32 protein-coding genes and 1 other RNA gene are annotated in these 26,029 nt (G+C 65.2%); 18 read left to right on the forward strand and 15 right to left on the reverse strand.

What is annotated here, in order from left to right:
• The first annotated feature begins 24 nt into the window (after window positions 1-24).
• From RBB42_RS18660 to rpmG, 7 genes are all read left to right on the forward strand, one after another.
• Window positions 25-225 (forward strand): VOC family protein, encoded by a 201-nt coding sequence (locus tag RBB42_RS18660; protein WP_371931803.1) that lies wholly within the window; start codon window positions 25-27, stop codon window positions 223-225.
• Between the two features lie 30 nt (window positions 226-255).
• Window positions 256-867, forward strand: coding sequence for a hypothetical protein (locus tag RBB42_RS18665; protein WP_305971218.1), 612 nt, complete (start codon window positions 256-258; stop codon window positions 865-867).
• 120 nt (window positions 868-987) lie between these two features.
• Window positions 988-1,950, forward strand: a complete 963-nt coding sequence (locus RBB42_RS18670; RefSeq protein WP_305971181.1) for a nuclear transport factor 2 family protein — start codon at window positions 988-990, stop codon at window positions 1,948-1,950.
• The gene (locus RBB42_RS18675) at window positions 1,947-2,543 is read left to right on the forward strand and encodes a class I SAM-dependent DNA methyltransferase (protein WP_305971182.1); all 597 of its coding nucleotides are present in this window, start codon (window positions 1,947-1,949) and stop codon (window positions 2,541-2,543) included. Before RBB42_RS18670 ends, RBB42_RS18675 begins: the two co-directional genes overlap by 4 nt.
• Window positions 2,544-2,616: 73 nt before the next feature.
• Window positions 2,617-3,327 carry an alpha/beta fold hydrolase gene (locus tag RBB42_RS18680; protein ID WP_305971183.1) on the forward strand — a complete coding sequence of 237 codons (711 nt, stop codon included), beginning with the start codon at window positions 2,617-2,619 and terminating at the stop codon, window positions 3,325-3,327.
• 47 nt (window positions 3,328-3,374) lie between these two features.
• Window positions 3,375-3,800: RNase P RNA component class A (gene rnpB / locus RBB42_RS18685), an RNA gene on the forward strand.
• 107 nt (window positions 3,801-3,907) lie between these two features.
• Window positions 3,908-4,075, forward strand: coding sequence for a 50S ribosomal protein L33 (gene rpmG / locus RBB42_RS18690; protein WP_305971184.1), 168 nt, complete (start codon window positions 3,908-3,910; stop codon window positions 4,073-4,075).
• A 448-nt stretch (window positions 4,076-4,523) separates the two neighbouring features.
• On the opposite strand, the gene RBB42_RS18695 is transcribed toward rpmG, so the two are convergent.
• From RBB42_RS18695 to RBB42_RS18705, 3 genes are all read right to left on the reverse strand, one after another.
• Window positions 4,524-4,985, reverse strand: coding sequence for a cupin domain-containing protein (locus RBB42_RS18695; RefSeq protein ID WP_305971185.1), 462 nt, complete (start codon window positions 4,983-4,985; stop codon window positions 4,524-4,526).
• Window positions 4,986-5,074: 89 nt separating this feature from the next.
• Window positions 5,075-5,854 (reverse strand): Bax inhibitor-1/YccA family protein, encoded by a 780-nt coding sequence (locus tag RBB42_RS18700; protein ID WP_305971186.1) that lies wholly within the window; start codon window positions 5,852-5,854, stop codon window positions 5,075-5,077.
• A 128-nt stretch (window positions 5,855-5,982) separates the two neighbouring features.
• On the reverse strand, window positions 5,983-6,180 hold the full coding sequence (locus RBB42_RS18705; protein ID WP_306043749.1) for a hypothetical protein: 198 nt from the start codon (window positions 6,178-6,180) through the stop codon (window positions 5,983-5,985).
• 125 nt (window positions 6,181-6,305) lie between these two features.
• Here RBB42_RS18705 and RBB42_RS18710 point away from each other — a divergent pair, with 125 nt between their 5' ends.
• Window positions 6,306-7,151, forward strand: coding sequence for a LysR family transcriptional regulator (locus RBB42_RS18710; RefSeq protein ID WP_305971188.1), 846 nt, complete (start codon window positions 6,306-6,308; stop codon window positions 7,149-7,151).
• Window positions 7,152-7,154: 3 nt separating this feature from the next.
• Here the strand turns inward: RBB42_RS18710 and RBB42_RS18715 are convergent, their stop codons facing one another.
• Together RBB42_RS18715 and RBB42_RS18720 are read right to left on the reverse strand one after the other, a co-directional pair.
• A complete protein-coding gene (locus tag RBB42_RS18715; protein WP_043144144.1) occupies window positions 7,155-7,553 on the reverse strand; it encodes a hypothetical protein in 399 nt (132 codons plus the stop codon).
• A gap of 55 nt (window positions 7,554-7,608) precedes the next feature.
• Window positions 7,609-8,628: an alkane 1-monooxygenase gene (locus RBB42_RS18720; protein ID WP_305971189.1), complete on the reverse strand. Its 1,020-nt coding sequence runs from the start codon at window positions 8,626-8,628 to the stop codon at window positions 7,609-7,611.
• Between the two features lie 164 nt (window positions 8,629-8,792).
• On the opposite strand from RBB42_RS18720, the gene RBB42_RS18725 reads away from it, so the two are divergent.
• Window positions 8,793-10,478, forward strand: a complete 1,686-nt coding sequence (locus RBB42_RS18725) for an NAD(P)H-dependent oxidoreductase subunit E (protein ID WP_305971190.1) — start codon at window positions 8,793-8,795, stop codon at window positions 10,476-10,478.
• A gap of 188 nt (window positions 10,479-10,666) precedes the next feature.
• Window positions 10,667-11,785 carry a signal recognition particle-docking protein FtsY gene (ftsY, locus tag RBB42_RS18730; protein WP_305971191.1) on the forward strand — a complete coding sequence of 373 codons (1,119 nt, stop codon included), beginning with the start codon at window positions 10,667-10,669 and terminating at the stop codon, window positions 11,783-11,785.
• A 5-nt stretch (window positions 11,786-11,790) separates the two neighbouring features.
• On the opposite strand, the gene RBB42_RS18735 is transcribed toward ftsY, so the two are convergent.
• Window positions 11,791-12,273 (reverse strand): MgtC/SapB family protein, encoded by a 483-nt coding sequence (locus tag RBB42_RS18735; protein WP_305971192.1) that lies wholly within the window; start codon window positions 12,271-12,273, stop codon window positions 11,791-11,793.
• A 71-nt stretch (window positions 12,274-12,344) separates the two neighbouring features.
• On the opposite strand from RBB42_RS18735, the gene RBB42_RS18740 reads away from it, so the two are divergent.
• Together RBB42_RS18740 and RBB42_RS18745 are read left to right on the forward strand one after the other, a co-directional pair.
• On the forward strand, window positions 12,345-13,247 hold the full coding sequence (locus RBB42_RS18740) for an EamA family transporter (protein ID WP_305971193.1): 903 nt from the start codon (window positions 12,345-12,347) through the stop codon (window positions 13,245-13,247).
• A 31-nt stretch (window positions 13,248-13,278) separates the two neighbouring features.
• Window positions 13,279-13,908 carry an inner membrane-spanning protein YciB gene (locus RBB42_RS18745; protein WP_306043750.1) on the forward strand — a complete coding sequence of 210 codons (630 nt, stop codon included), beginning with the start codon at window positions 13,279-13,281 and terminating at the stop codon, window positions 13,906-13,908.
• 12 nt (window positions 13,909-13,920) lie between these two features.
• On the opposite strand, the gene RBB42_RS18750 is transcribed toward RBB42_RS18745, so the two are convergent.
• The gene (locus tag RBB42_RS18750; protein WP_305971195.1) at window positions 13,921-14,391 is read right to left on the reverse strand and encodes an Lrp/AsnC family transcriptional regulator; all 471 of its coding nucleotides are present in this window, start codon (window positions 14,389-14,391) and stop codon (window positions 13,921-13,923) included.
• Window positions 14,392-14,467: 76 nt separating this feature from the next.
• On the opposite strand from RBB42_RS18750, the gene RBB42_RS18755 reads away from it, so the two are divergent.
• From RBB42_RS18755 to RBB42_RS18770, 4 genes are all read left to right on the forward strand, one after another.
• Complete coding sequence (locus RBB42_RS18755) at window positions 14,468-15,589, forward strand: type III PLP-dependent enzyme (RefSeq protein ID WP_305971196.1); 1,122 nt, start codon at window positions 14,468-14,470, stop codon at window positions 15,587-15,589.
• A 106-nt stretch (window positions 15,590-15,695) separates the two neighbouring features.
• Window positions 15,696-17,993, forward strand: coding sequence for a xanthine dehydrogenase family protein molybdopterin-binding subunit (locus RBB42_RS18760; protein WP_305971197.1), 2,298 nt, complete (start codon window positions 15,696-15,698; stop codon window positions 17,991-17,993).
• Window positions 17,971-19,023, forward strand: coding sequence for a T6SS phospholipase effector Tle1-like catalytic domain-containing protein (locus tag RBB42_RS18765; protein ID WP_305971198.1), 1,053 nt, complete (start codon window positions 17,971-17,973; stop codon window positions 19,021-19,023). The genes RBB42_RS18760 and RBB42_RS18765 overlap by 23 nt, the downstream gene beginning before the upstream one ends.
• Before the next feature lie 191 nt (window positions 19,024-19,214).
• On the forward strand, window positions 19,215-19,682 hold the full coding sequence (locus RBB42_RS18770; RefSeq protein WP_305971199.1) for a CoA-binding protein: 468 nt from the start codon (window positions 19,215-19,217) through the stop codon (window positions 19,680-19,682).
• 22 nt (window positions 19,683-19,704) lie between these two features.
• Here RBB42_RS18770 and RBB42_RS18775 read toward each other — a convergent pair whose 3' ends face one another.
• The 5 genes from RBB42_RS18775 to hisA all read right to left on the reverse strand — a co-directional run bounded on the left by RBB42_RS18775 (window position 19,705) and on the right by hisA (window position 23,324).
• Window positions 19,705-20,676, reverse strand: coding sequence for a zinc-binding metallopeptidase family protein (locus tag RBB42_RS18775; protein WP_305971200.1), 972 nt, complete (start codon window positions 20,674-20,676; stop codon window positions 19,705-19,707).
• 138 nt (window positions 20,677-20,814) lie between these two features.
• On the reverse strand, window positions 20,815-21,120 hold the full coding sequence (locus tag RBB42_RS18780) for a phosphoribosyl-ATP diphosphatase (protein WP_305971201.1): 306 nt from the start codon (window positions 21,118-21,120) through the stop codon (window positions 20,815-20,817).
• A 323-nt stretch (window positions 21,121-21,443) separates the two neighbouring features.
• Window positions 21,444-22,202: an imidazole glycerol phosphate synthase subunit HisF gene (gene hisF, locus RBB42_RS18785; protein ID WP_305971202.1), complete on the reverse strand. Its 759-nt coding sequence runs from the start codon at window positions 22,200-22,202 to the stop codon at window positions 21,444-21,446.
• A gap of 86 nt (window positions 22,203-22,288) precedes the next feature.
• Window positions 22,289-22,504, reverse strand: a complete 216-nt coding sequence (locus RBB42_RS18790) for a hypothetical protein (RefSeq protein WP_305971203.1) — start codon at window positions 22,502-22,504, stop codon at window positions 22,289-22,291.
• Window positions 22,505-22,601: 97 nt separating this feature from the next.
• A complete protein-coding gene (gene hisA, locus RBB42_RS18795; protein ID WP_305971204.1) occupies window positions 22,602-23,324 on the reverse strand; it encodes a 1-(5-phosphoribosyl)-5-[(5-phosphoribosylamino)methylideneamino]imidazole-4-carboxamide isomerase in 723 nt (240 codons plus the stop codon).
• A 135-nt stretch (window positions 23,325-23,459) separates the two neighbouring features.
• Between hisA and RBB42_RS18800 the strand changes: the two genes are divergently transcribed.
• Window positions 23,460-23,843, forward strand: coding sequence for a DUF2147 domain-containing protein (locus RBB42_RS18800; protein ID WP_305971205.1), 384 nt, complete (start codon window positions 23,460-23,462; stop codon window positions 23,841-23,843).
• Between the two features lie 128 nt (window positions 23,844-23,971).
• On the forward strand, window positions 23,972-24,364 hold the full coding sequence (locus RBB42_RS18805) for a DUF2147 domain-containing protein (protein ID WP_305971206.1): 393 nt from the start codon (window positions 23,972-23,974) through the stop codon (window positions 24,362-24,364).
• 106 nt (window positions 24,365-24,470) lie between these two features.
• On the opposite strand, the gene hisH is transcribed toward RBB42_RS18805, so the two are convergent.
• The 3 genes from hisH to RBB42_RS18820 all read right to left on the reverse strand — a co-directional run bounded on the left by hisH (window position 24,471) and on the right by RBB42_RS18820 (window position 26,019).
• The gene (hisH, locus tag RBB42_RS18810) at window positions 24,471-25,106 is read right to left on the reverse strand and encodes an imidazole glycerol phosphate synthase subunit HisH (protein ID WP_305971207.1); all 636 of its coding nucleotides are present in this window, start codon (window positions 25,104-25,106) and stop codon (window positions 24,471-24,473) included.
• 38 nt (window positions 25,107-25,144) lie between these two features.
• Window positions 25,145-25,732, reverse strand: a complete 588-nt coding sequence (hisB, locus tag RBB42_RS18815; RefSeq protein WP_305971219.1) for an imidazoleglycerol-phosphate dehydratase HisB — start codon at window positions 25,730-25,732, stop codon at window positions 25,145-25,147.
• A gap of 65 nt (window positions 25,733-25,797) precedes the next feature.
• Window positions 25,798-26,019 (reverse strand): hypothetical protein, encoded by a 222-nt coding sequence (locus RBB42_RS18820; RefSeq protein WP_305971208.1) that lies wholly within the window; start codon window positions 26,017-26,019, stop codon window positions 25,798-25,800.
• Window positions 26,020-26,029 lie beyond the last annotated feature (10 nt).

Raw genomic sequence — 26,029 nt, forward strand, 5'->3', positions numbered from 1 at the left:
ACCGGAGAGGCAGCTTGATCATGCTTGGATGCCGGGACATGGCGCGCGCCGGAGGGCTTGGGGACCGGCGCCACGATCCTGAAACAGGCGCATGACGTCTTTTGGAGCGGGCACATCGGCTATTTCGCCGACCCCGAGGGCCATGTCCGGGAGGCGGCCCATCATCCGTTTTCGACGCTGGGGCCGAACGGGGAATTCCGCTGGAAAGGCTACGGCGATGACTGATCGGACGAATTCATGAGGCGTCCGCGCTCCATGTGGTCTCTGGAAACCCTGGGGCGCGAACGCCTGTCGCGGCATTTCTGGATGCGCGAGTTCCTCTGTTCGGAAATCGGGAATGTCCACGGCATCAGCAACATCCCGGACATTCCCGACCTGGCGCTGGAGCGCGGGCGGGCCTTTGCCACGACCTTGCTGGACCCGCTGGAGGAGACCTTTGGCCGGATCTTTGTCCGCTCGGGCTATCGCTCGGCGCGGCTGAACGCCTTTGGCAACGCGCACCGGCTGAACTGCGCGCGCAATGACTATCCGCTGGAATGCCATATCTGGGATCTGCCCGAGCGGCCCGTGGCGGGCGCCTCGATCGTGATCCCCTGGTTTGCGGATCGCCATGCGCAGGGCCGCGACTGGCGCGACCTAGCCTGGTGGCTGCATGACCACCTCGATTTTTCCGAGATCTGGTTCTTTCCAAAGCTCTGCGCCTTCAACATCGCCTGGCGGCCAGAGCCCCTGCGCCGGATCGACAGTTACATCGCGCCAAAGGGCTGCCTGCTGAAACCCGGGGCGCAGCCCGCCGAACCGCCCGAGGATCGGGCAGCGCGCTACCGGGATTTCCCGCCGTTCCGCGGCATTGCCTATCCGGGTTGAGCCGTGCTGGACAGGACCGCGGACCGGGGCTAGCGTGCGGAAAACACAACCAAAGAGAGATACGATGGCGCCCGCGCCGCAGAAATCCGTTCCGATGTCTCGTCCGGGGGGCCGTGCCTGATGCATGGCCTCGATCCGCAAAACCGCGATTTCGCGGACTTCCTGCTGACCGCCACCCGCGAGATCTGGGAGGGGCGGGGCCTGACCGCGAGGGCGCAGGCCTATTACCATCCCGACGTGATCTTGCGCGGCGCCGAAGGCGTGCAGTTCGGCGCCCGCGCCGTGGCCGATGACGCGATGGCCACGCTGGTCAGCCTGCCGGACCGGCGCCTATTAGGGGAGGACGTGATCTGGTCTGGCCATGACCGGGTGGGGATGCTGGGGTCGCAACGCATTCTGACATTGGCAACCCATAGCGGTGACGGTCCCCTTGGCCCCGCGACGGGGCGCACTCTGAAATACCGCGAGATCGTGGACAGCTACGCCAAGCGCGACCAGATCAGCGATGTCTGGCGGGTGATCGACAGCGGCGCGCTGCTGCGCCAGCTGGACCGCACGGCAGAGGACTGGGCGCGGGCCCGGCTGCCGCATCTGGACCCGGACACGCAGCCGTTCACGCCCCGCGTCGACGTCACCGGCCCCTATACGGGCCAGGGCAACGCCGACCAATGGGGAGAGGGGTTTGCCAACGTGCTGATCCGGGTGATGGAGGGCGATCTGTCGATCATCCCGGACCAGTACGACCGGGCGTGCCACCTGTATTATCCCTGCGGCGTCGAGGCACACGGGCCGGAGGCGGCGGATCGCTTCTGGCTGGGGCTCAGGGCGGCGCTGCCCTCGGCCCGGTTCGAGGTGCATCACCGGATCGGGATGGAAGAGCCGCTGATGCCGCCACGCGCGGCGCTGCGCTGGTCGCTCAAGGGCCGGCACGAGGGCTGGGGGGCTTTCGGCGCGCCCACCGGGGCGGACGTCTACGTCATGGGGATCAGCCATGCGGAATTCGGCCCCGGCGGCTTGCGCCGGGAATGGACATTGTACGATGAGGCCGCGGTCTGGACTCAGATCGTGGCCCAGACCGGGTGAGCCTGCGCGAGACCTACGAACGGCAGGCGGCCCGCTACGACGCGGCACGCGGAAAGTCGCTGTTCGAACGTGCCTGGCTGGATCGTGCGCTGGCGGATGTTCCTGCGGGTGGGGCTGTGCTGGACCTGGGCTGTGGGGCGGGGCGCCCGATCGGGGTCTACCTTGCGGATCAGGGGTTTGCCGTCACGGGTGTCGATTTCTCACCGGCCATGCTGGCGCTTTTCGGGCGTCATGTGCCTGCGGCGCGGACCTTGCTGGCGGACATGCGGGCGCTGGACCTTGGACAGACCTTCGACGCGATCATCGGCTGGGGCAGCTTCTTTCACCTGACGGAGGCGGAACAGCGTGACGCCTTGCCCCGTATCGCGGCGCACCTTGCGCCGGGCGGGCGGCTCTTGCTGACGGTTGGCCCGGGGGCCGGAGAGGCCTGGGGCACCGTCGGGGATGAGCGCGTCTACCATGCGTCGCTGTCGCAAGATGACTATGCCGCCTTGCTCTCTGCGGCAGGTGCCCCGGTTGAGGATTTCGTGCCCGAGGACCCGACCTGCAACGGGCATTCGCTGCTGCTTGCACGGCGCCCGGCCGAGGCCTAGGGTGCCGCCGCACGGGCAGGGGTGAAACGAAGCAAATGCAGGACTTTCAGCACATTTCAGGCGCCGCCGGACCATGACGGAGCCGGTGGTCTTTCTGCCCGGGATGATGTGCGACGCGCGGCTCTTTGGGCCGCAGATCACGGATCTGTCCCGCGATCACGCGGTGATGACGGTGCCGATCACGCAGGGCGAACGGGTCGAGGAGATCGCCTCGTCCGTGCTGGACGTGGCGCCGATGCGCTTTACCCTCGCCGGGCTCGGCATGGGTGGCATGGTGGCGATGGAACTTTACCGCCGCGCGCCTGATCGGGTGACGCGGCTGGCGCTGATGGATACCAGCCCGCTGCCCGAACCGCCCCAGATGGCGGCGATGCGTGATCCGCAAATCATCCGGGCGCGGTCCGGCAAGCTGCGCGAGGTCATTTCGAACGACCTGCTGCCGCAATACCTGGCGCATGGCCCCCACAGCGCCGAGGTGGGCGCGCTGGTCATGGACATGGCGCTGGGCCTTGGGGTCGAGGTCTTTGTCCGCCAGTCGCGTGCGATGCAACGGCGGCGCGACCAGCAGGGCACGCTGCGGCGGATCAACGTGCCGTCGCTGGTGCTCTGCGGGGCCAAGGACCCGATCTGCCCGATCAAGCGCCATAGCTTCATGGCCGAGATGATCCCCAAGGCAGAGTTGCGCGTGATCGAAGAGGCCGCGCATATGCCGACCCTGGAACAGCCCGAAGAGGTCACGCGCGCGCTGCGGGACTGGCTGGCCGAACCGCTGCTCCTGCGCTGAGTTTGCGGGATTGACCGAGGCGGGCGGCGTCCCTATGTGGGGCGGGCGCGGAAGGCCGGACGGCCGCTTGCCATTGGCGAGAGGAAAGTCCGGACTCACCGAAGCACCGGTGCCGGGTAACGCCCGGGCAGGGCAACCTGACGGAAAGCGCCACAGAAATGAAACCGCCGTCGCACCGGAGGTGCGCACTGGAAGTCCGCTTCTGGTGAGACCAAAGGAGACTGTGGCGGTAAGGGTGAAACGGTGGGGTAAGAGCCCACCGGGGGGCTGGCAACAGCGCCCGCATGGCAAGCCCCACCGGGAGCAATGCCGAATAGGGATCGTGCGCGCCTTCGGGCGCAGGGCCGCTTCGGCCCCGGCGATCCGGGTTGGCAGCTAGAGCCGCGTGGCAACGCGCGGTCCAGAGGAATGGTCGTCTGAGGGCGGGGAAACCCGTCCAAGAACAGAATCCGGCTTACAGGCCTTCCGCGCACGAGTTTTTGGCCCGATCCCGTGTTGACTCGCGGGCGATACGCGGTAAAAGGCGAGCTTCATACAGATTTCACACCGGGCGATCTTCCGGTGTTGCAGGAGACGACACATGGCGAAGCCGACCACCATCAAGATCCGCCTGAACTCCACCGCGGGCACCGGCCACTTCTACGTGACCAAGAAGAACGCTCGGACCATGACCGAGAAGATGTCGATCAAGAAGTACGACCCCGTTGCGCGCAAGCACGTGGAGTACAAGGAAGGCAAGATCAAGTAAGCCATTCTGGCCGAAGGTCTTTTTTCGGGTCGCGCGGGGGATGCCCCACGCGGCCTTTTCGTCGTTGGCACCTGTAGGATGGGTGGTCGTGCAATGTCGGGCCAGACCGGGTCGCGCACCGACCGGCAAGAGGACATTGGCGCGCGGATTACCCGCTTTCTACGCTGGCGACGGCGGTCCGCTGATCGGACGGGCGCAGCCCGCGCGTGTCGTCTCCGGCCGGTTCCACGTTGTCGAGGATGATGCCGGGCGCCAGTTGTGCGCTGGCTGCTGGTCTCTACGGGCGCGGGGCCATTTCCTGCAAGAGGCACGGGACGACAAGCTGCCAGAGGTGCATTGCCAGAGCGCGCTGACCGCGCGTTCTTTCCATGAAAACATGGGGTGCCAGCCGTGGCACGTGATCAACGTACCGCTGCCCGGCGATTCTCATGATCTGCCAGCCCAGGGCTCACCCCTTCAAGGGGTCCGCCGGAGCGCCATTGGCCCTGGTCCAGCGGCGTTCCTCGCCGTGGCTGCGTTCGATCAGCTGGACCCGGTCGTGACCGGGGTAATGCACGCGGTCGCGGGTGGCCCGGGTGCCGATCACCAGGATGCGCGCGGGCGTATCGCCCCGGTTTTCCAGGCGATGTGCGGTCTCGACCCCGGCGGCAAAGGTGGCGGCGGTGCCTGCGTTCATCTCCTGCTCGCTTTCGCCCTCGACCAGTGTCAGCGTGCCGTCCAGCACATAGATCATCTCGTCCTCGGCCTCATGCCAGTGCGCGTAAGAGGAGGCTGCCCCCGGGGCGAGGATTTCGACCAATGCCCCGAATTGCGTCAACCCGCCCGATTCGCTGAACAGCAGCGTCTCGAAACTGCCGAGCGCGCCATCGCCCGTTTTTCGCTGCACGGAGTCTTCGGTGATGATCGGCATGTTGTCCCCCCACGGCCCCTTGGCCCAACACGAAAAAAGGGCCGGTCAGATGACCGGCCCCCTTGGTATAACACGAATGCGAGGATCCGTTATTCTTGCTGGCCCATGAACATCAGCAGGAACTGGAACATGTTCAGGAAGCTGATGTAGAGGCTGAGAGCGCCGTCAAACGCGGCCTTGTTCAGCCATTCCTGGTCACCATGCGCGGCGTGGGCGACGTAGGTGTTCTTGATTTCCTGCGTGTGCCAGGCGGTCAAGCCCGCGAAGATCAGCAGGCCAATGGCGGAAATCGCGTACATCATTGCCGGCGACTGCAGGAAGATGTTGACGATCATCGCCACGATCAGGCCAATCACGCCCATGATCAGGAACGCGCCCCAACCCGAGATGTCCTTTTTCGTGGTGTAGCCCCACAGGGACAGGCCGGCGAAGGCGATCGAGGTCACGAGGAAGGTCGAAGCGATCGAATAGGGCGTGTAGATCATGAAGACCGTGCCCAGCGAGATGCCCATGACCGCAGAGAAGGCAAAGAAGCCCAACTGGACCGCGGATGCCGATCCGCGACGCATCAGGGCGCCCCAGCCGAAGAAGATGAACGCCAGCGGTGCGAACATGATCACCCACTTGAGCGGCGAGACATACAGCATGTAGCCGATGTCGGTCAGATACCGATCAGCGCCGATCTGGTAGGGCGTCTGCTGGGATGTCATCGACAGCCCCGAGATCGCCCAAGCCGCCAGCGCGGTGATCAGCAGACCCACGGACATTGTGCCGTAGACCTTGTTCATGTGGGCGCGCAGCCCTTCGTCAATCTGGGCAGCGCGTGCGCCGGAGACGCCAGCTGCCCGGACTGTATCATATTCTGCCATGTAAGCCTCCGATGTTGACATAGGTCCGGGGGCCCAAGGCCCCCGCACGTCACGTTAGATATTGGAGGAACGCGGGGGATTTTCAAGAACTTCGGATCGGATTCGGGGCAATAAGATGCCCCGATTTGTCACCATTGGCTCTCGGACTCGATCCAATGGCCGGGCGCGTCCCATCGGGGCGCTTCCGGGGCGATTTTCCCCATGTCGGACAGTGAGACAAGCGAGCGATTCTGGCGGGCTCGGTGCCGGGCCGGATCAGCGGGCAGCGCCGAACCTTCGCGGCGGAAGAAAGCGTGGGGAAACAGGGCAGGCAGGGCGCGGATCATGGTGGCATCCTTCACGAGAAATGATTGAGGTGCGGGTTCGTATCTTCGTCGTTGATGAATGTGGCGATCCGTGTTTGATATTGGAAGTGAATGTATGTGACCTCTCTCATCACAAGGTCTGATGGATGCGAAATCTTGACGTGACGACGCTGCGATCCTTCGTGGCGGTGGCCCAGGCCGGGGGCGTGACCCGCGCCGCGGGGTTCCTGAACCTGACGCAATCCGCCGTTTCGATGCAGATCAAGCGGTTGGAAGAAATGCTGGACCTGCAGCTGCTTGACCGGACGGGACGGGGGGTGACCCTGACCCCTGCGGGGGGGCAGTTGCTGGGCTACGCGGAAAAGATCGTGTCGCTGAATGACGAGGCCTACACCCGGCTGACCGACCAGAGCTGGGAGGGCGAAATTCGCCTCGGCGTGCCGGCGGACATCGTCTACCCGGTGATTCCGCTGGTGCTGCAGCGCATGGCGCGCAGCTATCCACGGGTGAAGGTGCAGCTCGTCAGTTCGTTCACGCGCGTGCTGAAGTCGCAATTCGCCCGGGGCGAGATGGATGTGATCCTGACCACTGAAACCGGGCTCGAGGCCGGGGGAGAGACCCTGTTGGACGTGCCGGTCCGCTGGGTCGGGGCGCCGCAGGGGCAGGCCTGGCGCGACCGTCCGCTGCGGATCGCGATGGCGCGTACCTGCGTCTTTCGGGACGAGGCGATGCGGCGCCTGGACGTGGCGGACATTCCGTGGGAGCTGGCCGTGGATTCGGACAGCGAAACCACCATCGACGCGACCGTCAGTGCCGACCTGGCCATTACGGCGCGGCTGGAAGGGCACCTGGCGCCCTACCTGGCCTATGTCGATTGCCACAACCTGCCGGACCTTGGGATGATGAAGGTCAACCTATACCAGGGCAGTGGGCAGGCGGCCTACACGCGGGCGCTTTGCGAGGACATCCGGCAGAGCATGGCGTCGCTCTAGCGCTCAGACGCCGACGTCCGGGCCGTGGCACAGCATCGGGTCATCGTTCTGCTGGGCTTCGTACAGAACCGTGCTGGAGGGGTCGTTCTCGAACACGGCTCTCAGGCCCGAACCTTCCCGGAAGAAGCTCCAGCACTGGGGATCTGGGTTGTCTTCGTAGACAAAGCAGATCTGCCCGGCTTGTTCATACCAGAAGCCATCCTTGCATTTGCCATCCAGGAAGGACCACTGCACCTTGCGGTCGGGCAGGTATTTCTCGACTCCGTAGGCCTCTCCGTTGAGGCCGAAATACAGCGTCTTTCCCGTGACATAGCTTTCGAAATCAGTGGCCGACATCGGCTCGGCCGCCAACGCGGGCAGAGCGGTCAGGCAGGTCAGGGCAATGGCGTAGATCTGTTTCATGTGCGCGAGCCTGCCAGAAACGCGGAATTATCGGAAGTCGGGTATTAATGAATGGTTAACCATGGGCGGGCTCGGGCCCGTGCCATTGCCGCGCGCGCCTGTCCATCACGCGCCGCCAGAGCGGGGGCACAAGGGCGATCACCGCCATGACCGGCAGGGAATGCGGCAGGATCGGCATCCTGCCCCGGTCGAGGTCGAGGCCCGGGTAGGGCCTGGCGGGATGTGCGTGATGATCGGAATGGCGGGGGGCGTTCAGCATCAGCGCCGATGAAAAGCTCTGCGGTGCGTTCCAGCTGTGCTGCGGCCCGACCGGTTCGTATTTCCCGGGGGCGACTTCGCGCCGCCAGAGGCCATAATGCTGGACATAGTCGCTGAGCAGAAGTTGCGCCTGGGCGTAGGCGGCGATCGCCAGCAGCGCCAGACAGCCACCGGCCCCGCCGACAAGGGCGGCCACGATCAGGGAGGCCACCGCACCACCGAGATGACCAAAATAGGGGTGCCATCCGCGCCCTTGTCGCAGCCGCGATTCGGCACGTAAACCTTCGCGAAAGCCGCCGATCCAGGCGCGCGGCGCAAAGGCGTAGAAACTCTCTCCGGGCCGCGCAGTGTTCGGATCGCGCGGCGTGGCGGCGTGGACATGGTGGACCCGCACATGGGCCGAGGCGTGGTGCCCGAAGAGGAAGGAGGCGTAGACCGCCGTACCCAAGCGCCGCAGGCCGCGTGACGGGCGGTGGATCAACTCATGCGCATTGGCGTTTCCGACTTGGCCGATGAACAGGGAGAGTGACAGGTATATCAGTGCCTTGTCGACCGTTGTTGCGGCAGAGTGCGTCAGGGCCCAGATGCCGCCGTAGAGCAGGGGGAAATGCGCAATCGCCAAAAGCGCGGACAGCCCGTGTCCGGCGGGAAACTCCTGCCCCGGATGGTCGGGGGCGACCAGTGCCGACAGCCTGTCCATCGCGAAGGTGAAGACCGTGATGTAGACCAGTGCCAGCGCCGGGAACGGGCCGCCCGCCGCCAGCGCAAGCGCCAGCAGCGTCACCATGCCAAGGGTTGCCAGTGTGAAACGCCGCATCACCGCTCCAATACGATCCGAGATTTAACATATCGGAACATTCCGTTCCCCGTTCGGCGAATCCGAGGGAATTTCTGGGCGCTCGCCTGCCCAATTCGGTCGTTTTTCACCCCTTTCCCGGAGGCGTTCGGCGTTAGGGTCTGCCGGAACGAATGGAGGCACGCATGGCACTCGACGAACGCAAGGGCGTCTGGAAATCGGGCAAGGGCAAGGGGCGCCACACGCCGAAGGGCCGCCAGGTCGACGACACGGCCCTGGCCGAGGTGAAGGCGCTTCTGGGCGATCGCCCGCGCTACCGTGACCTGCTGATCGAGTTCCTCCACCTGATCCAGGATGACTTCGGCCATCTTTCGGCTGCTCATCTGCGCGCCCTGGCCGAGGAAATGCGGCTCAGCATGGCCGAGGTCTACGAAGTGGCCAGTTTCTATGCCCATTTCGACATCGTGAAGGAGGGCGACACGCCGCCGCCCGCGTTGACCATCCGGGTCTGCGATTCGCTGTCCTGCGAGCTGGCGGGGGCCGATCAACTGCGCGCCGCGCTGGAAGAGGGGATGGACCCCGCAAAGGTCCGCGTGTTGCGCGCGCCCTGCATGGGGCGCTGCGACACGGCGCCGGTGCTGGAACTGGGGCACAACCACATCGATCACGCCGACCTGGACAAGGTCAATGTCGCGATCGAGGCGGGCGATACCCATGCGCATGTTCCAGAATATCAAGGTCTTGCAGCCTATACCTCAGGTGGCGGCTATGCCCGTCTGAAGGATTTGCGCCAGGGCGGAAACTGGGAGGAGGTGCAGGAAACGGTCCTCTCTTCCGGCCTGCGGGGCCTTGGCGGTGCGGGGTTCCCGTCCGGTCGCAAGTGGGGCTTCGTTCGGGGAAATCCCGGCCCGCGTTACCTTGCCGTCAACGGGGACGAGGGTGAACCGGGTACCTTCAAAGATCGCTTTTACCTCGAACGGGAACCTCATGTTTTCCTTGAGGGAATGCTGATCGCAGCCTGGGCCGTGGAGGCGGATCGCTGCTTTGTCTACATGCGCGACGAATACCCCGCCGTGCTGGAAATCCTGCGCCGCGAGATCGCCGCTCTGGAAGCGGAGGGCATCGTCGAACCCGGCTATATCGACCTGCGCCGTGGCGCGGGCGCCTATATCTGTGGCGAAGAAAGTGCGATGATCGAGTCCATCGAAGGCAAACGCGGGCTGCCGCGTCACCGTCCGCCCTATGTCGCGCAGGTCGGGATCTTTGACCGTCCCACGCTGGTGCACAACGTCGAGACGCTCTACTGGGTCGCGAAGATCTGCCGGGAAGGCCCTGAAATCCTTTCCGGAATCGAAAAGAACGGTCGCAGGGGGCTGCGCTCTTACTCGGTCTCTGGCCGGGTGTCGAAACCGGGCGTCTACCTTCTGCCTGCCGGGTCGACCATCCTTGACGTGATCGAAGCCGCGGGCGGCATGGCCGAGGGGCATGTCTTGAAGGCCTATCAACCCGGTGGGCCGTCCTCTGGACTGTTGCCGGCCTCGATGAGCGATGTGCCGCTGGACTTTGACACGTTGCAGCCGCATGACTCCTTCATCGGGTCCGCTGCCGTTGTCGTGCTGTCGGATCAGGACAGCGCCCGCGATGCTGCGTTGAACATGTTGCGGTTCTTCGAGGATGAAAGCTGTGGCCAGTGCACGCCTTGCCGGGTCGGCTGCGAGAAGGCGGTCAAACTGATGAGCGCGGAAAGCTGGAACACGGACCTGCTCGAGGAATTGTGCCAGGCGATGGGCGATGCCTCGATCTGCGGTCTGGGACAGGCGGCGCCGAACCCGATCCGCCTGACGATCAAGCATTTCCCGGACGAGGTCTGAAGTCCGGTACATCGGGATCCTGCTAGCAAAAACCGTCCACAGCTGCCTGTGGACGGTTTTTCGATCGGCTTGGGGCAAGAAGCCAGCGGTCCCTGGTCGACACGGGGGCTCAGGTCGCTGTGAATGCGACCTTTCATTGCGCGCGCAGGCGTATTAGGTGAAGACAACTCAAGCATCAGGCGCGGCCCATGTCCTTTTTCGGCAAGCTCAAGAACAAGTTGTTCAAGTCCTCCTCCAAGCTGGACGAGGGGTTGGACGCGATTGTCCAGGACGGCGATGAGGAAGACGTCGCCGAGGCGCCTGCGCCAAAGGCAGAAACGACAGAGCCAGAACCCCAGGCCCCGGCGCCGAAACCCGCGCCGATCGATCCGGTGCCAGTCCCCGAACCCGAAGCCCCGGCCGAGGCAAAGCCCTCCGGCGGTTTGCTGGGGCGGATCATGGGGCGATCGCAGGGCGAGGGCGCGGTTGCGCGCCGGGTGCTGGACGACGAGATGCTGGAGCAGCTCGAAGAGCTGCTGATCGCCTCGGACATGGGCGTGGACACGGCGCTGCGCGTGACCTCGAACATTGCCGAGGGTCGGTTCGGCAAACGCTTGTCCTCGCTGGAGATCAAGCAGGCACTGGCGTCGGAGATCGCCCGCGTGATGGAGCCGGTGGCGCGCCCGCTGCCGCTCTATCCGAAAAAGCCGCAGGTGGTGCTGGTCGTCGGCGTCAACGGATCGGGCAAGACCACGACCATCGGAAAGCTGGCCAGCCAATTCAAAGCCGCGGGCAAGCAGGTGGTGATCGCGGCGGGCGATACCTTTCGGGCCGCCGCCGTCGAGCAATTGCAGGTCTGGGGTGAACGCGCCAACGTGCCCGTGTTGACCGCGCCCGAGGGCAGCGATCCGGCCAGCCTGGCATTCGATGCCATGACCAAGGCCCAGGCCGAAGGCGCGGACCTCTTGATGATCGACACCGCTGGTCGGCTGCAAAATCGCCAGGACCTGATGGAGGAACTGGCCAAGATCGTCCGGGTGATCCGCAAGAAGGACCCGGATGCGCCGCACAACACGTTGCTGGTGCTGGATGCGACGACGGGCCAGAACGCGCTCAGCCAGGTCGAGACCTTCCGCAAGCTGGCCGATGTGTCCGGCCTCGTCATGACCAAGCTGGACGGCACCGCCAAGGGCGGCGTTCTGGTTGCGCTGGCGGACAAGTTCGGCCTGCCGATCCATGCCATCGGCGTGGGCGAGCAGATCGACGATCTTGCCCCCTTCGACCCCGAGGAATTCGCCGCAGCGCTGACCGGCCTCGACACGGAATGAGCGGCCTAGCGGCCGTGGGCGATGTCCTCGATCCATTTCAGAAGCGCAAGCACAATGACCACCATCGCCGTGGCCATCGCCGCAAGGATCAGTCGCCCCGCACCGCAGCCCAGGCCCACGGCGCCCGCCAGCCACAGCGACGCCCCGGTGGTGATGTTGTGAACCTTTTCCGCCGAGCGAAAGATCACGCCCGCCGCCAGAAAGGCAACGCCTGCCGTCACCGCCTCGATCATGCGCAGGGGGTCGTTACGTTGTTCACCGGCGCCACCAAAGTCCAGCGCGCTCAGCTCGCGCCCGATCAGGACAAAGAGGCAGGCGGCCACGGCCACCAGGATATGCGTGCGCAGGCCGGCCGGTTTGTGGCGCCATTCCCGCTCAAATCCAATGGCGGCGCCAAGCACCAGGGCGCCGCAGAGCCGCACAAAGGCGGACCAGGCGGGAACAACGGCAAAGTCGCCGTAGAATTCGGATGTCAGGCTTTCGAACATGCGGTCCTCTTTAGGTTCAACGTAACACCAACGCACAACAGGGGCGATGGTGTCCGCGCGGAGGGCCGTGGGTGAGCGATTGGCTGATCTCGCTGGAGGGCACGGAGGCCGGCCACCGGGCGGCGCTGATGCTGGCGCTGACCGCAGCCCTTTTGCACGCGGTCTTCGGCGCCCTGCAGAAAGGGCGGCACGACCCCTGGGTGTCTCGTGCGGCGATCGACGGATGGCTGGTGGTGCTCAGCTTTCCGATGCTGTTCCTCGTGCCCTGGCCCGAGCCGCACATGTGGCCGCTCTTTGCCGGGGTCATGGTGATCCATCTTGCCTACAAGCTGTTGCAGGCGATGGCCTTTACCCGCGGCGCCTACACGGTTGTCTACCCGGTCGTGCGCGGCACGGGCCCGCTTTTCACGGTGATCGGTGCCTGGCTGATCTTTGGCGAGAGCTTTACCGGCGTTCAGTGGCTGGGCCTCGGCGTTCTGCTGGCCGGGATCTTCGGCCTCGCGGTCTACAACTTCATCTTTCTCGAAACCGCGCGCGAGACGCTGGGCCCGGCCTTGGCCTATGCCCTGGCAACGGGTTTGTTCGTTGCGCTCTACACCACCTATGATGCCTACGGCATCCGCGCCACCGCCGATCCCTTTACCTTCCTCGCCTGGTTCTTTTTCCTGTCGTCACTGGATTTCCCGATCCTGCTGTGCCTCACCCCCATGCGGCACCGGGTGTCAGGTTTTCCCCTGCGGCCTCTCATGCTGCGCGGGCTGGCGGGGGCACTGGTGGCCTATGGCTCTTTCGGGTCGGTCATGATGGCCACGCGCCTGGACAAGGTGGGAGAGGCGGCGGTGCTGCGCGAAACCTCGACCGTCTTTGCCGCCTTCATCGGCTGGCTGGTCCTGCGCGAGACGGTGGGACCGCGCCGCATCGCACTCATGGTCCTGATCGCGGCGGGGGCGGTGATCGTTGAGCTTGGCGGCTGAAAGGCCTATGTGCCCTGCAAAGGAGTGATGCATGTCCGACTCGCCCGCCGATGCGCGCAAAGTGAACCCGACGCTGAAGTCGATCCTGGAACTCGGGCCGGTGATCGGCTTCCTTGTGGCCTATTTCTGGTTCAAGGACGACGTCTTTACCGTCGGGGGGCAGGAGTACGGCGCATTCATCGCGGTGACCGCCGTCTTTGTCCCGGTCTTCCTGGTGTCGATGGGCGTGGTCTGGTGGCTGACGGGCAGGATCAGCCGGATGCAGGTCTTTACCGCCGTTGTCCTGATCGTCATGGGCGCGCTGACCGTCTGGTTCAACGATGACCGTTTCGTCAAGTTGAAGCCGACGCTGATCTACGGGGCCTTCGGGGCGATCCTTGGCGTCGGACTCCTGTTCGGGCAATCCTACCTTCGCTACGTCATGGAGGAACTGACCCCTTTGCAGGACGAGGGCTGGATGCTGCTGACGAAACGCGCAACCCTCTTTTTCGTGGGCATGGCCGTGCTGAACGTCGTCATCTGGCAGCTTTTGTCGGAACAGGTCTTCGTGGTCTGGGACACGGTGGGGCAACTCGCGGCAACCTTCGCCTTCTTCATGGGGCAGGTCGGGTTATTCTCCCGCTATGCGGTGGAACAGGACGAGGAGACACCCGCCGAATAAGGCGGGCCGGGGTCATGTGCCCCTGTCGATCTTCGTGCTGAGGTGGATCAGGCTTTCCGAGGCCTTGACGCCTTTTGCTTCGCCAATGGTGTCCAGCGTGCGGTCCAGAGCCTCTGTCGTTTCCGCGCTGAGCTGCGCAATCAGGTCGAACCTTCCCGACGTGGTGTGCACCGTTTCCACCGCCGAAAGGCTTTTCAGTCGGGACAGGACCGCCGGTGTGGCGCGCGGTTCGACCGAGATCAGCACCGTGGCGCGCAGGGCAGGGCGCAGGCCCGGACCACGCTTGAGCGTGTAGCCGGCAATCGCGCCGCGTGCCTCGAGCCGGTCCAGCCGGGCCTGCACGGTGGTGCGCGCCAGCCCCAGCCGACGCGCCAGATCGGTCACCGGGGTCCGGGCATTCTCGGCGAGAGCCGCTACCAGGGCGCGATCCGTTTCGTCGATCTGTTGGTCCATATCGTCACTTTGCCCGAAAATGCCGTACATTCCGAACAGAGTTGCAGCTGAATCCGTCCCTTGCAAGCGCCACACTGGTCTCACAGGCGAACAGGAGGCACGAGCAATGGTGCTGCACGAGGCATTTCAGCGCGATCCCGCGCTCTGGCTGGCGCGCGAGCGTCCCGAAGACCCGGTTTTCTTTCACGATCCCAAGCGGCTGCGCGACGTGGCGCGGTTGTTTCTCGACCGCTTTCCCGGTGAAGTGACCTATGCGGTCAAGGCCAATCCCGACCGGGGCGTGATCGAGACGCTGGCAGAGGCGGGGATGGAGGCCTTTGACGTGGCCTCTCCCGAGGAGATGGCACTGGTGCGAGAGATCGCACCGCGGGCACGCCTGCACTACCACAACCCGGTCCGGGGCCGGTCCGAGGTGGCGGCGGCGCGGCGCTATGGCATCACCTCGTGGTCGGTCGACCGCATGGCGGAACTGGACAAGCTGGGGCCGTTGGAGGGCGCCGAGGTGGCGGTCCGGCTGAAGCTGCCGGTGGCCGGGGCGGTCTATGACTTCGGATCGAAATTCGGTGCCGGCCCCGAGGCTTGCGGGGAACTCCTGCGTGCGGTTGTCTCGCGCGGCGGACGCCCCTCGCTCACGTTCCATCCGGGCACGCAATGCCGCGCGGCGGGGGCCTGGGTGTCCTACATCCAGGCCGCGGCCGAGATCGCGCGGTCCAATGGCATCCGCCTGCACCGGCTGAATGTCGGCGGCGGGTTCCCGGCGCACCGCGAAGACCCGGCCCCCGACCTGCCCGCGCTCTTCGGTGCCATCGACGAGGCCGTCGGGGCGGCCTTCGGGTCGGACCGCCCGGCGCTGGTCTGCGAGCCGGGCCGGGCGATGGTGGCCGAAGCCTTTGAACTGGCCTTGCAGGTCAAGGCGCGGGACGGGAACGCGGTCTTTCTGAACGACGGCATCTATGGCGGCCTCAGCGAGTGGCGCGATCTTGGTCCCGCGACGCGGATCAGCGCGCTGGCCGCGGATGGGACACCCAAGGCTGGCGCCCTCTGCGCGACAGAGGTGTTCGGGCCGACCTGCGACAGTCTCGACCGGCTATCCGACCGGGTCGACCTGCCAGAGGACCTGATCGAGGGGGATTACCTGCTGTTTCATGCCTGCGGGGCCTATTCCACGGCACTGGCCACCCGATTCAACGGCTACGGCGCCCGGCGCATCGTGACATTGGCACGATAATCGGCCCTTCGCGGAAAACCGGGTGTGGGCCGTGGTGCGCCCTCTGGACACCCGCGCCATGACGACTAATCTCCGCCGCGACAGGACAATTGCGAGGGAGACACTCATGGACAAGTTCGGCAAGAGCCAGCCGGTGAAACGGGTCGAGGATGTGCGCTTCCTGACCGGGCACGGGCGGTATGTGGATGATGTCGCCCCCGAGGGCGCATTGCGAGCCTTTGTCTTCCGCTCTCCCGTGGCGCATGCCGAGATCACCATGCTGGATGTGAGTGCCGCACGCGAGGCCGAGGGCGTGCATCTGGTCGTGACATCGGAGGACCTGCTGGGGGCCGGCATCGACACCGGAATGTCGGGCGCGCTGGCTCCCAACCGCGATGGCAGCAAGGGCGCGGCGCCCAAGCGTCCGGTGCTGGCCGAGGGGCGTCTGCGCTATGTCGGCGAGCCGGTGGCCATGGTCGTGGCCGAGACATTGCAGCAGGCGCGCGACGCCGCCGAACTGATCGAGCTGGACTATGACGACCTGCCGGTCATCATGGATCTGGCGCCGGGCGACACGGCGATCCACCCGGAGGCACCCGACAACCGGGCCTATGATTTCGGTATCGGCGACGAAGAGGCCACGAATGCGGCCTTCGAGACGGCGGCCAAGACCGTCAAGCTGGAGATCGGCGACAACCGGATCATCGTGAACTCGATGGAGCCGCGCGGGGCTTTTGCCGAATGGACCGACGGGCGCATCCATCTGGGCTTTGGCGGCCAGGGCGTCTGGGGCATGAAGGCCGAGCTGGCGCGCGCCTATCACATGGAGCCCGAGCAGATCCACACGACCAACCCCGACGTCGGCGGCGGTTTTGGCATGAAGGGTTTTCCCTATCCGGAATATTTCGTGTTGCCCTTCGCGGCGCGCGAAACCGGCCGCCCGGTGCGCTGGATGTCCGACCGGACAGAGGCGATGCTCTCCGACAACGGCGGGCGCGACCTTGTGACGACGGCAGAGCTGGCCTTTGACGCGGACAACCGTATCACCGGTTACCGGCTGCACACGCGGTCAAACCTGGGGGCCTACAACTCGCATTTCGGGCAGTTCATCCAGTCGAACCTCTTTGCCCGCGTGCTGACCGGCACTTATGACATCCAGAATGCCTACTATCGTTCGGAAGGGTTCTATACCAACACCGTGCAGGTGGATGCCTACCGTGGCGCGGGCCGCCCCGAGGCGATTTATGTTCTGGAACGGGTGATGGACCGCGCGGCGCGCGAACTGGGTGTCGATCCGCTGGAACTGCGCCGGATCAACTTCATCAAGCCCGACCAGTTTCCCTACAAGACGGTGACCGGCGAAAACTACGACGTGGGCGATTTCGTGCGCGTCATGGGCCATGCCGAAACGACGGCGGACATGGCGGGATTCGCGGCCCGGCGGGCGGCCTCGGAAAAGGCCGGCAAGCTGCGCGGCCTGGGAATTTGTTACTACATCGAGTCTATCCTGGGCGCCCCGAACGAGGACGTGAAGGTGGAGTTCACCGAAGACGGCGGCGCGAAGATCTATGTCGGCACCCAGTCGAACGGGCAGGGGCATGAAACCGTGTTCCGCCAGTTCCTGGCCGACCAGACAGGCATCCCCGCCGAGAAGATCGAGGTGGTGCAGGGCGACAGTGACCTGATCGGCTCGGGCGGCGGCACTGGCGGGTCTCGTTCCGTCACCGTTCAGACCAACGTGACCCTGCAGGCGGTCAGCGACATGGTTGCAGGTTTCTCCGATTTCCTTGCCGGCGAAATGGGCGTGGACGCTTCGGCGATCACCTTCGACGATGAGACCTTTCGCGCGGACGGATCGAACCTGACCCCCACCATGCTGGAAGCTGCGCAGATGGCGCGCGAGGCCGGGCGCGAGGATCTGCTGGTCTGGCAGGCGACCTCGACGCTGCCGGGGCGCTCCTACCCCAATGGCTGCCATGTGGCCGAGGTCGAGATCGACCTGGAGACCGGTGAGACGATCTGTGACCGCTACAGCGTGGTCGACGATTTCGGCAACCTGATCAATCCGATGCTGGCCGAGGGGCAGGTGCATGGTGGCGTGGCGCAGGGCCTGGGTCAGGCGCTGACCGAACATGTGGTCTATGATGAGGATGGGCAGCTGCTCACGGCCTCTTTCATGGACTACGCGATGCCGCGGGCCGACAATATGCCCATGATCGGTTTCGAGACGGAGCCGGTCCCCTCCACCGCCAACCCGATGGGGATGAAAGGCTGTGGTGAGGCAGGAACGGTTGGCTCCATGGCCGCCGTGTCGAACGCGGTTCAGGATGCGCTCTGGGCGCGTGGGATCAAACAGGTGGACATGCCCTTCACGCCGGCGCGAGTCTGGGCCATGTTGGAAGGTGATGCGATCGCAGCTGAGTGACATTGTTTTCGGCTGGCTCCGCCGCAAGTCTTCGGCGGACCATTCCGCTTATGCGCGGCGGCGCGGGCCGGTCGATCATGTCCTCATTCTGGATGGCACCATGTCTTCGCTCACGCCCGGCGAGGAAACCAACGCCGGGCTGACCTATTTGCTGCTGAAAGAGGCCGGGCATTCGTCGCTCTACTACGAGGCCGGGGTGCAGTGGACGGACTGGGGCGCCACCACCGACGTGGCGCTGGGGCGGGGCATCAACCGGCAGATCCGCCGTGCCTATGGTTATCTCGCCTCGCGCTATCGCGCGGGCGACAGGATTTTCCTGATGGGCTATTCGCGCGGCGCCTACGCGGTGCGGTCGCTGGCCGGCATCATCGACATGGTCGGTTTGCTCCGCGCCGAATGTGCGACGGAGCGCAATATCCGCCAGATCTATCGCCTGTACCAATACGCTCCAGACGGATCCTCTGCCCGGGCCTTTGCCAAGCAGACCTGCCATGCCGAGTCGCCGGTCGAGATGATCGGTGTCTGGGATACGGTCAAGGCACTGGGCCTGCGTCTGCCGCTGCTCTGGCGCTTGACCGAAGCCGAGCACGAGTTCCACAATCATTCCCTGGGTCCCGCGATCCGGCATGGTTATCAAGCATTGGCCCATGACGAGACGCGCGCCGCCTATGCGCCGGTGCTCTGGGAGTGCCCGCCGGGCTGGGCGGGCAAGGTCGAACAGGTCTGGTTCCGTGGCACGCATGGCGATATCGGCGGGCAACTGGGCGGCTTCGATGCGGCGCGGCCCCTGTCCAACATCCCGCTGGTCTGGATGCTGGACCGGCTGGAGGCGCGTGGCGTGGCCCTGCCGGAAGGGTGGAGGACGCGCTTTCCCTGCGACGTCAACGCGCCTTCGGTCGGAACCTGGGTGGGCGTCAGCAAGCTGTTCATCCTGCGCAAGACGCGCCGGGTCGGGCGGGACCCCTCGGAAAGCCTGCACCCCACACTTGTGGGCTTGATGGAACCCGACGGCGCGCAGGTCGCGGGGTGATCGGATAGTCAAGAAAAATGTTCACAGTTTCTTTACAGGCCTTGGAACTGTGGCTTTACTGCCTATCTCTTGGTCAGGATCGCGGGGACGGAACCCCCGCGAGACCTTCACTGTCCCTCGTTCCGTAACTGGCGCCCGGGTTTTTGCCCGGGCGCTTTTTCTTTTCGAAATGCCGGTATATTTGAGGGGACATGAGCTATTCGGATGACAAGCTGAAAGAGATCCTGACGCGGACCAAGGTCGTCGCAGTCGTGGGAGTGTCCATGAACCCGGTACGGCCCAGCTATTATGTCGCGCGATATCTTTCGTTGAAGGGTTTCAAGGTGATCCCGGTCAATCCGGGACATGCCGGCAAGCGCCTGTTCGGGCAAGAGGTGCGCGCCTCGCTGTCCGAATGCCCCGATACCGTGGACATGGTGGACATCTTTCGACGCCCGGAACATGTGCCGCCCATCGTCGAAGAGGCGCTGGAGGTCTTTCCGAAACTGCGCACGGTCTGGATGCAGATCGGCGTCGTCAACGAAGAGGCAGCCCGGATGGCCGAGGCGCGCGGCGTCGACGTGGTGATGGATCGCTGCCCCAAGATCGAGTACCAGCGCCTGTTCGGCGAACTGCGCATGGGCGGGTTCAACACCGGGATCATCTCGTCCAAGCTGTGACCGGACGTCTTGACTGCCTGCGCTATGTCCTGAAGGCGGCGCGGAGCTGGCCGTGCACAAAGCCCAGTTTCTCGCGCACCTGCGGGGTCAGCACGAACGGATAGAGATCGGGCAGCTCCAGTGCACGGTTCACATGGGTGACGGCCAGCGACAGGCGCACCGCGTGATCCAGCACGCGGTCGGACTGCGGGTCGGCATAGGCGTCATAGCCGGTCTGCGGACCTGCGGGCAGGGCAAGCCCTGCGGCGGCGGCGCTGTCTGCAATATCCACGAGATGCAGCAGGTGGGCGACGGTTTCGGCCCAGTCCTCATGCGGGTGGGCCGTGGCGTAGGGGGTGATGTGGGTTTCGCCCGGATCGCGTGGCGCCGCATAGTGGCGGTCCAGCGCTTCGGCGTAGTCGGCACGCTCATCGCCGAATTGGGTCCGGAAGTCGGGCAGGAACGCGGCCCGCTCGGTCAGGCGTTCGAACAGGAAATGCGCGCATTCATGGCGCATGTGGCCCAGCATGGTGCGGTACAGTTCGCCGAGGTCGTCCTGGCGTTGGGCCCGGGTGGCCTCGTCGGCCTCGCTCACGTTGATGGTGATGACGCCCATGGCGTGGCCCATCGTGACCGGCTGTTCACCCTGCGCAGTCTCTTCCGACAAAAGGCGGAACACCGGGCGCGGACCCGGATCGCTCTCGGTGAACCAGCCCCAGCGCGCAAGGTTCGCCAGCATCCAGCGCTTGGCCGCCTCCGTCCGCGCCCAGAGGGGCAGGTTGTCCGCCTCGCGCAGGTCCGGCACGGTTTCCGTCATCGCGCAGGACCGGCACAGCTCGTCCGCCCCCGGTTCGGGCGACCAGTTGCAGCCGATGGCCGCGTGATTGGCACAGCGGGCAGTTGTGGCCACCATGACCTGTGCCTGTGGGTCGAACCCGACCTCCTGGCCGCAGGTGCAACGGTCATTGTCGAACCAGAGCGGGGTCTGGCAGGCGGGGCATGTGAAAACCTGCATCCGGGGTCCTTTCGAGGGTATCCGGCAGGCCAACGCGGCATGGCGGTTCTGGGTTGCGTCAGCGGTGGGCGGCGTTCCGGCGCCGCAGGCTCTCACGCGAATTGGCGGTGAATGCAGCCTGTCCCGCAGGGCGGTACCTCAGCGCGCCGCCTTTTCGGCTATGCCGGATTGCCCTTGGCGCCGGGCCAGTTCTGCCATGACCTCGCTCAGCGCCACGTCGCGCGATTTCAGCATGACCAGCAGGTGAAAGAGCACGTCGGCGGACTCCGAGACCAGCCGCGCGCGGTCGTCCTTGACCGCTTCGATGATCGCTTCGATCGCCTCTTCGCCGAATTTCTCGGCCACCTTTTCCGGACCCTTGGCCAAGAGCTTGGCGGTCCAGCTGTCATCCGGAGAGGCGGCGGCGCGGGTGGCGATGATCTGTTCGAGGTCGTCCAGGGTCATGTCGGTTCCTTTTCAGGCGTATGTCAGAGACGGCTGTCCGCGGTCGGAAAAGTGCCGAGCAGGGACCGGAGTTGTGCCTCCATCGGCACGCCCAGCACCTGTGCGCGGTTGAGCGGGATCAAGAGCGGGCGACCGCGGCCATGTCATGCTTGGACCAGTCCAGCAGGCTGGGTTCGTCACGCGAAATGCCGATCCGCGGGCCCCGGCGTTCGTCAGGTCCGGCGCCTTCGGTCCAGTCTCCGGTGCATCGGCAGACGCGGGGCAGGCGGTCTCTTCGATCTCGCCCTCGTAGAGGGTGACGTCAGAGCCGTCCCTGAACACGTCTACAGCCGGACCGGGATGCCGGCGGCTGCCATGTGCGCCTTGGCCTCGGCCACGGTGAAGGTGCCGAAGTGAAAGATCGAGGCGGCAAGAACGGCGCTGGCATGGCCTTCGGTTACGCCTTCGACAAGGTGATCCAGCGTACCCACGCCGCCCGAGGCAATGACGGGAATATCCACCGCATCGGCGATGGCCCGGGTCAGGGGCAGGTTGAACCCGGCCTTTGTGCCGTCGCGGTCCATCGAGGTCAGCAGGATTTCCCCCGCGCCCTTGGCGGCGATGGTGCGGGCGAATTCAACCGCGTCGATCCCCGTTGGCTTGCGCCCGCCGTGGGTGAAGATTTCCCAGCGGCCCGGTTCCACCGTCTTGGCGTCGATGGCGCAAACGATGCACTGGCTGCCGAACTGGTCGGCGGCCTCGGCCACCACGTCCGGATTGGCGACGGCGGCGGAGTTGAAGGACACCTTGTCGGCGCCCGCGAGCAGAAGGGCGCGGACATCCTGAACCGTACGCACGCCGCCGCCCACGGTCAGCGGGATGAAACACTGCTCCGCTGTGCGTGTGACCACGTCGAACATGGTGCCGCGGTTCTCATGAGTGGCGTGGATGTCGAGGAAACAGATCTCGTCCGCGCCGGCGGCGTCATAGGCGCGGGCGGCGTCCACGGGATCGCCCGCATCGCGCAGGTCGACGAAATTGACGCCCTTGACGACACGGCCGTCGGCGACATCGAGGCAGGGGATGATGCGGGTCTTGAGCATGGCGTTGCGTTAGCGCGAATTGACCGGCGAGGGAAGGGGGGAGAGGTCATGGCGGGCCGCCGCTCTGGCGGGCACGCCTGTGCGGCTCAAGAAAGCGTCGGCGCCGGCCGGGAGACCCTGAGCCGGGACCCAATGGGCCGGGAACGTGCAACGCGCCCCAGCGCCGTGGCGGGGAAAAGGTAATAGCCCAGCGGCAGGCGCGCGTTCCACAACAGGTCGTTCGGACGGAAAGGCCCACCTTTCTCCGGGTTTTCCAGCACGGAGAAGATCACGTTGACGATCCAGATCGCGGCCATGAACATGAAACGGTCCTTTTGGGAACTTGTCTTGGATAGAGGTGTATCAAGCCGCCCGCAGGCGGCGCAGTCAGGAAGTCCGGACCTGGTCCTGTGATGCGGCTCAGCCCTTGAGCGCCTCGAGCGCGGCCTTGAGGTCGATGGCCCCGTCATAGAGCGCGCGGCCCGAGATCGCCCCGTTCAGGGGGGCGCCGCAGTCGCGCAGCGCCTTGAGATCCTTGATCGAGGACACGCCGCCCGAGGCGATCACCGGGATCGTCACCGCGTTGGCCAGGGCCGCCGTCGCCTCGACATTCGGGCCCTGCATGGCGCCGTCGCGGTTGATATCGGTGTAGATGATCGCCGCCACGCCCGCGTCCTCGTAGCTGCGCGCAAGGTCCACGGCATCCACCTGCGTGACCTCTGCCCAGCCCTTAGTGGCCACGCGGCCGTCCTTGGCGTCGATGCCGACGGCCACCTGCCCGGGGAAGGCGCGGGCGGCTTCGCGCACCAGATCGGGACGCTCGACGGCCACGGTGCCAAGGATGACCCGCGACAGGCCCTTGCCCAGCCACATCTCGATGGTGGCCATGTCGCGGATACCGCCGCCCAGTTGGGTCGGCGTCTTGGTCTGTTTGAGGATCGCCTCGACGGCGGCCGCGTTTACCGGTTCGCCGGCAAAGGCGCCGTTCAGATCGACAAGGTGCAGCCACTCGCAGCCCTGCGCCACGAATTCCAGCGCCTGGGCGGCGGGATCGTCGTTGAAGACGGTCGCCTTGTCCATGTCGCCGCGCAGCAGGCGCACGGCCTTGCCGTCCTTCAGGTCGATCGCGGGATAAAGGATCATTTCGGGCTGCCCTTTCAGAGTTTTGCCGCGCCTTAGTATGACGCCACGATAGATGCAACGCGACCTTGCGTCATGCTTGATCGGGGTCTGGCGCCGCAGACACAGTCAGGATGACCTGAACGGGAGGAGACAGGCATGAAACTACTCAAGATTGCGGCGTTGTGCGGAATTTTGGCTGGCGCGGCGGCGGCGGATCCGATCGAAGGCGTCTGGAAGACCCAGCCGGACGATGGATCCTATGCTCATATCGTGATGGGGCCCTGCGGTGGCAAGATCTGCGGCAAGATCGCGCGGACCTTCAACGCGGGCGGCGAATACACCTCTCCGACCAAGGGCAAGACGCTGGTGATCGACATGGTCCCGCAGGGCGGGGGCAAGTACGAGGGCAAGGTCTGGCGCCCGTCGAACGACAAGATCTACCTGGGCAAGATGACACTGAACGGCAGCAGCCTGAAACTGCGCGGCTGCGTGGCGGGCGGATTGATCTGTTCGGCACAGACCTGGCGCCGGGTGCAGTAGGCCGCGCGCAAGAGAGAGAACCGGCAATATTTTGCGGACGGGCTTGCGGGGACTGGAAAAGGGCGGCGGCCCGACCATATGCGTGGTAGGTTCAAGTTCTTGAACTTCTGCAACAAAGGACGCATCTCATGCCCCGCTTTCGCCTGCTTCTGCCGCTTGTGCTCGGTAGCCTGGCGGCCCCCGCTCTTGCCGATCCGGCCGTCGGTCTCTGGCGCACCGAACCCGACCGCAAGAACCTGACAAGCCTGATCCGCATCGACACCTGCGGCGCCGCGCTCTGCGGTACGGTGCTCAAGGCCTTTGATCCGCAGGGGCGCGAGGTGCAGACCGCCAACGTCGGCAAACAGCTTTTCTGGGATCTCAAGCCCGCCGGGTCGGGCAACTATCGTGGCGGGACGGTCCATGTGCCGCTGCTGAACGTCGAGGCCAAGGCCAAGGCAGAACTGTCCGGCAACAAGCTGCACGTGACGGGGTGCAAGGGGTTGATCTGCGACGGCCAGACGTGGGTCCGCGCGAACTGATCCCGGGGCGGGGGCTCTATCCCCGCGTCTGTGCCGTGCCTCCAAGGCTATTCAATCAAAGTGGTCGCTTCGACTGTCCTGACTTGGGACGGCCGAAGCGGCGCGTTCAGGGGTGCCAGGTCAGGAAATTGGCAATCATGCGCAGCCCGGCCCCGGCGCTTTTCTCCGGGTGGAACTGCAGGCCGATCATGGTGCCGCGCGCCACGATGGCGGTGACATCGCCACCATAGTCGACATGGGCGACCCGCTGTGCCGGGTCGGACAGCCGCATCTGGTAGGAATGCACGAAATAGGCGTGTTCACCGGTTGCGATCCCGTCCAGTACCGGGTGCGGATTGTCGACCACCAGGTCGTTCCAGCCCATGTGCGGGACCTTCAGCGTCTTGTCGGCGGGCGCGATCACCTCGACCTCGCCGTCGATCCAGCCAAGGCCTGGCGTCTCGGCGTATTCATGGCCGACGCGTGCCATCAGCTGCATGCCCACGCAGATGCCCAGGAAGGGCCGCCCGCGGGTTTCCACCGCTTCGATCATCGCCTCGAAACAGCCGGAGTTGCGCAGCGCCGAGGCGCAGGCCGGAAAGGCGCCGTCGCCGGGCAGCACGATGCGATCCGCCCGGGCCACCACGTCGGGGTCGTCGGTGACGCGGACCTCGCCCGCCCCGGTTTCCAGCGCCATCTTCTGAAACGCCTTTTCGGCGGAATGCAGGTTACCGCTTTCGTAGTCGATGATTGCCGTCAGCATCGCGGCCTCCTTGGTCAGCGGATCGTTTCGGGGGCAGGCTAGAGCGCGCCCTTGGTCGAGGGCACCGCATCCGCCTTGCGCGGATCGGTTTCCAGCGCGTCGCGCAGGGCGCGCGCTACCGCCTTGAAGGCGGCCTCGGTGATGTGGTGGCTGTTGACGCCGTGCAGGCAGTCGACATGCAGGGTGATGCCGCCATGCGTGCTGAGCGCCTGGAAGAACTCGCGCACCAGTTCCGTGTCGAACGTGCCGATCTTCTGGCTGGGCAGGTCCAGGTTCCAGACCAGGAAGGGGCGCGCGGACAGGTCCAGCGCGGCACGGACCAGCGCATCGTCCATCGGCAGCAGGCAGGAACCATAGCGTACGATGCCCTTCTTGTCGCCCATCGCCTGGGTGAGCGCCTGGCCCAGGGCGATGCCCACGTCCTCGACCGTGTGGTGATCGTCAACGTGCAGGTCGCCCTTGGCCCGCACTGTCATGTCGATCAGCGCGTGGCGCGAAAGCTGGTCCAGCATGTGGTCGAAGAAACCGACGCCGGTCTGGTTGTCATAGCTGCCGGTCCCGTCGAGATTGATCTCGACGCTGATCTCGGTCTCTGCGGTCTGGCGGGTGATCTTGGCGGTGCGCATCATCTTGTCCCCTGAAGTCGGCCCCTTATAGGCATGGCTGCGGCGGCGTCAAAGGGGGAGGGCGCTCAGTCTCCGCAGGCGCGCACCATCGCGTCGAGCGTCGTCGCGTCGGGAAACCGTCCGCCGCCGGACAGAACGCCCCGCTCGCGCGGCAGGTCATTGCTTTCAAAGAAAAAGCGCATGCCCGCATGGGCCTTTGGGTTGACCGGCAGGCCCAGGGTGATCCAGTGTATGTCATCCTTGACACCGCTGGCGAGATGATGCGCCTGCCACATGGGAATCCGCATGTCGGCGATC

This window comes from Mameliella sp. MMSF_3455, assembly GCF_030733205.1.
Classification (GTDB): Bacteria; Pseudomonadota; Alphaproteobacteria; order Rhodobacterales; family Rhodobacteraceae; genus Antarctobacter.

Excerpts from the sequence above, each read along its gene's own strand:
- RBB42_RS18665 (WP_305971218.1), top strand. The coding sequence starts at position 256 with ATGTGGTCTCTGGAAACCCTGGGGCGCGAACGCCTGTCGCGGCATTTC.
- RBB42_RS18670 (WP_305971181.1), top strand. The coding sequence starts at position 988 with ATGCATGGCCTCGATCCGCAAAACCGCGATTTCGCGGACTTCCTGCTG.
- RBB42_RS18680 (WP_305971183.1), top strand. The coding sequence starts at position 2,617 with ATGACGGAGCCGGTGGTCTTTCTGCCCGGGATGATGTGCGACGCGCGG.
- rpmG (WP_305971184.1), top strand. The coding sequence starts at position 3,908 with ATGGCGAAGCCGACCACCATCAAGATCCGCCTGAACTCCACCGCGGGC.
- RBB42_RS18695 (WP_305971185.1), bottom strand. The coding sequence starts at position 4,985 with ATGCCGATCATCACCGAAGACTCCGTGCAGCGAAAAACGGGCGATGGC.
- RBB42_RS18700 (WP_305971186.1), bottom strand. The coding sequence starts at position 5,854 with ATGGCAGAATATGATACAGTCCGGGCAGCTGGCGTCTCCGGCGCACGC.
- RBB42_RS18705 (WP_306043749.1), bottom strand. The coding sequence starts at position 6,180 with ATGATCCGCGCCCTGCCTGCCCTGTTTCCCCACGCTTTCTTCCGCCGC.
- RBB42_RS18710 (WP_305971188.1), top strand. The coding sequence starts at position 6,306 with ATGCGAAATCTTGACGTGACGACGCTGCGATCCTTCGTGGCGGTGGCC.
- RBB42_RS18715 (WP_043144144.1), bottom strand. The coding sequence starts at position 7,553 with ATGAAACAGATCTACGCCATTGCCCTGACCTGCCTGACCGCTCTGCCC.
- RBB42_RS18720 (WP_305971189.1), bottom strand. The coding sequence starts at position 8,628 with ATGCGGCGTTTCACACTGGCAACCCTTGGCATGGTGACGCTGCTGGCG.
- RBB42_RS18725 (WP_305971190.1), top strand. The coding sequence starts at position 8,793 with ATGGCACTCGACGAACGCAAGGGCGTCTGGAAATCGGGCAAGGGCAAG.
- ftsY (WP_305971191.1), top strand. The coding sequence starts at position 10,667 with ATGTCCTTTTTCGGCAAGCTCAAGAACAAGTTGTTCAAGTCCTCCTCC.
- RBB42_RS18735 (WP_305971192.1), bottom strand. The coding sequence starts at position 12,273 with ATGTTCGAAAGCCTGACATCCGAATTCTACGGCGACTTTGCCGTTGTT.
- RBB42_RS18745 (WP_306043750.1), top strand. The coding sequence starts at position 13,279 with ATGTCCGACTCGCCCGCCGATGCGCGCAAAGTGAACCCGACGCTGAAG.
- RBB42_RS18750 (WP_305971195.1), bottom strand. The coding sequence starts at position 14,391 with ATGTACGGCATTTTCGGGCAAAGTGACGATATGGACCAACAGATCGAC.
- RBB42_RS18755 (WP_305971196.1), top strand. The coding sequence starts at position 14,468 with ATGGTGCTGCACGAGGCATTTCAGCGCGATCCCGCGCTCTGGCTGGCG.
- RBB42_RS18760 (WP_305971197.1), top strand. The coding sequence starts at position 15,696 with ATGGACAAGTTCGGCAAGAGCCAGCCGGTGAAACGGGTCGAGGATGTG.
- RBB42_RS18770 (WP_305971199.1), top strand. The coding sequence starts at position 19,215 with ATGAGCTATTCGGATGACAAGCTGAAAGAGATCCTGACGCGGACCAAG.
- RBB42_RS18775 (WP_305971200.1), bottom strand. The coding sequence starts at position 20,676 with ATGCAGGTTTTCACATGCCCCGCCTGCCAGACCCCGCTCTGGTTCGAC.
- RBB42_RS18780 (WP_305971201.1), bottom strand. The coding sequence starts at position 21,120 with ATGACCCTGGACGACCTCGAACAGATCATCGCCACCCGCGCCGCCGCC.
- hisF (WP_305971202.1), bottom strand. The coding sequence starts at position 22,202 with ATGCTCAAGACCCGCATCATCCCCTGCCTCGATGTCGCCGACGGCCGT.
- RBB42_RS18790 (WP_305971203.1), bottom strand. The coding sequence starts at position 22,504 with ATGTTCATGGCCGCGATCTGGATCGTCAACGTGATCTTCTCCGTGCTG.
- hisA (WP_305971204.1), bottom strand. The coding sequence starts at position 23,324 with ATGATCCTTTATCCCGCGATCGACCTGAAGGACGGCAAGGCCGTGCGC.
- RBB42_RS18800 (WP_305971205.1), top strand. The coding sequence starts at position 23,460 with ATGAAACTACTCAAGATTGCGGCGTTGTGCGGAATTTTGGCTGGCGCG.
- RBB42_RS18805 (WP_305971206.1), top strand. The coding sequence starts at position 23,972 with ATGCCCCGCTTTCGCCTGCTTCTGCCGCTTGTGCTCGGTAGCCTGGCG.
- hisH (WP_305971207.1), bottom strand. The coding sequence starts at position 25,106 with ATGCTGACGGCAATCATCGACTACGAAAGCGGTAACCTGCATTCCGCC.
- hisB (WP_305971219.1), bottom strand. The coding sequence starts at position 25,732 with ATGCGCACCGCCAAGATCACCCGCCAGACCGCAGAGACCGAGATCAGC.
- RBB42_RS18820 (WP_305971208.1), bottom strand. The coding sequence starts at position 26,019 with ATGCGGATTCCCATGTGGCAGGCGCATCATCTCGCCAGCGGTGTCAAG.